The 1,835-nt window shown below is 71.7% G+C and carries 2 protein-coding genes; both read left to right on the top strand.

Annotated features, from left to right (window positions below; all coding sequences use genetic code 11):
* Positions 1-392 (top strand): FliH/SctL family protein (locus tag MXAZACID_RS09290; RefSeq protein ID WP_008494027.1); only part of this gene is annotated, 392 nt, incomplete at its 5' end.
* Entirely contained in the window at positions 389-1,726 is a 1,338-nt protein-coding gene (locus MXAZACID_RS09285) for a FliI/YscN family ATPase (protein WP_008494026.1), read from the top strand. The genes MXAZACID_RS09290 and MXAZACID_RS09285, both read left to right, overlap by 4 nt.
* Positions 1,727-1,835: the final 109 nt, after the last annotated feature.

The raw sequence follows: 1,835 nt of genomic DNA, 5'->3' as shown, positions 1-1,835 counted from the left end.
CGCCCTTGGCGCAGAAAGAGCAGGAGCTGGCCGGGCTGGTGCTGGAAATGGGGTTTCTGCTCGCCCGCCATATCGCCGGCGGGGAAAGCGGCCAGGCGCGCGCCGAGCTGGCCGGGCTGGTCGAAAGCTTGCTGCGGGAGGCCGCCGCCGGCATGGCGCCGGGGCAAAAATTGCGGCTGCGGCTCAACCCTTTGGATTTCGACGGGGTGGCCAACCTCCCTGAAGCCGCCGGGACCGAGCTGGTGGCGGATGCCAGCATCACCCCCGGCGGCGCCCTGGCCGAGCTGGTCGGCGAGGACGGGGCGGCCGCCGCGCAGTGGGATGCGCGGCTGGAACAACGCTTCACGGCCTTGCGCGCGGCGTTGGCCTTGCCGGGCGAGGCGGGCGCATGATCGCGCTGGACAGCATCCGGGAGCGCACCCAGGCGCGGCTGCGCCATGCCTTGGCGCAGCCCACCATCCATCGCTATGGCCGGGTGCTGCAGGCCAGCGGCGAGGTGCTGCGGCTGGGCGGGCTGGAAGCGCCGGTGGGGGCGCGTTGCCTGATCGAGCAGCAAGATGGCGAGGCGAGCGCGGAAATTATCGGCTTTGACCGCGACAGCCTGCTGGCGATGGCCGAGCAGGGGCCGCGCGGCATTCTGCGCGGCGCCCGCGCGCGGGTGGAGGCGGGGCCGCTGGCGGTGATGACCGGGCCGGCTTTGCTCGGCCGGATACTGGATGCGCGCGGCCAGCCTTTGGATGGCACGGCGCCGCCGCTGCTGGAAACACCCTGGCCGATGCGCGGCCAGACCATCAACCCGATGCAGCGCGCGCGGATCGAAACCCCGTTCGATACCGGGGTGGCCACCCTCAACGCGCTGACCACGCTCGGGCGGGGCATGCGCATCGGGCTGTTTGCGGGCTCGGGCGTGGGCAAAACCACGTTGCTGGGGATGATCGCCCGGCATGCGCGCGCGGATGCGGTGGTGCTGGCGATGATCGGCGAGCGCGGCCGGGAAATCCGGGAATTCATCGAGGATCATCTGGGCGAGGCGCTGGCGCGCAGCGTCGTCATCGCCTCTCCGGCGGATGATACCGCTTTGGCCCGCGCCCATGGCGCGTTTCGCGCCGCCGCCATTGCCGAGTCGTTGCGGGCCCAGGGCCAGCATGTGCTGCTGCTGGTGGACAGCCTGACCCGGCTGGCGATGGCGCTGCGCGAAGTCGGCCTGGCGGCGGGCGAGCCGCCGGCCACGCGCGGCTATCCGCCCTCGGTGTTCGGCGCCCTCTCCGCCTATGCGGAGCGCGCCGGCACCGGCGGGCCGGGCCAGGGCTCGATCACCGCCATCCATACCGTGCTGGTGGAGGGGGACGACCATGTCGGCGATCCGGTGGCGGATACCGCGCGGGCGATCCTGGATGGGCATATCGTGCTCTCCCGCGCCATGGCGGAGGCGGCGATCTATCCGCCCATCGATGTTGCCGCCTCGCTCTCGCGGCCGATGCCGGGCCTGGTTTCGCCCGAGCATCTGCGCCTCGCCGCGCGGTTTCGCGGGCTGTGGGCACGAAAGGCGGAAAAGCAGGACATTATCGATCTCGGTGTCTATGCGCCCGGACGCGACGCGCTGCTGGACGAAGCGTTGCAGCGCGCCCCGGCGATGGAAGCGCTGCTGCGCCAGGAGGCGGAAATGCCGGTCGGGTTGGATGAGGCGCTGGCGCGGCTGCGCGCCGTGTTCGGAGAGGCGCCATGAAGCTCGGCACGCTGGAAAAGCTGGATCTGCTGGCCGCCGCCGAGGAGCGCGCCCTGGAGACGGCGCTGAGCCAGGCCCTGCACGCGATGCGGCATCTGGAAGGGCAAAG

The sequence above is a fragment of the Acidocella sp. MX-AZ02 genome (genome assembly GCF_000306035.1).
Taxonomy (GTDB): Bacteria; Pseudomonadota; Alphaproteobacteria; order Acetobacterales; family Acetobacteraceae; genus Acidocella; species Acidocella facilis.
Note: the sequence above shows the minus strand (reverse complement) of the source record. Positions and strands in the feature narration are given on the sequence as shown.

Coding starts and splice junctions, on each gene's coding strand:
- MXAZACID_RS09285 (WP_008494026.1), top strand. CDS start 389: ATGATCGCGCTGGACAGCATCCGGGAGCGCACCCAGGCGCGGCTGCGC.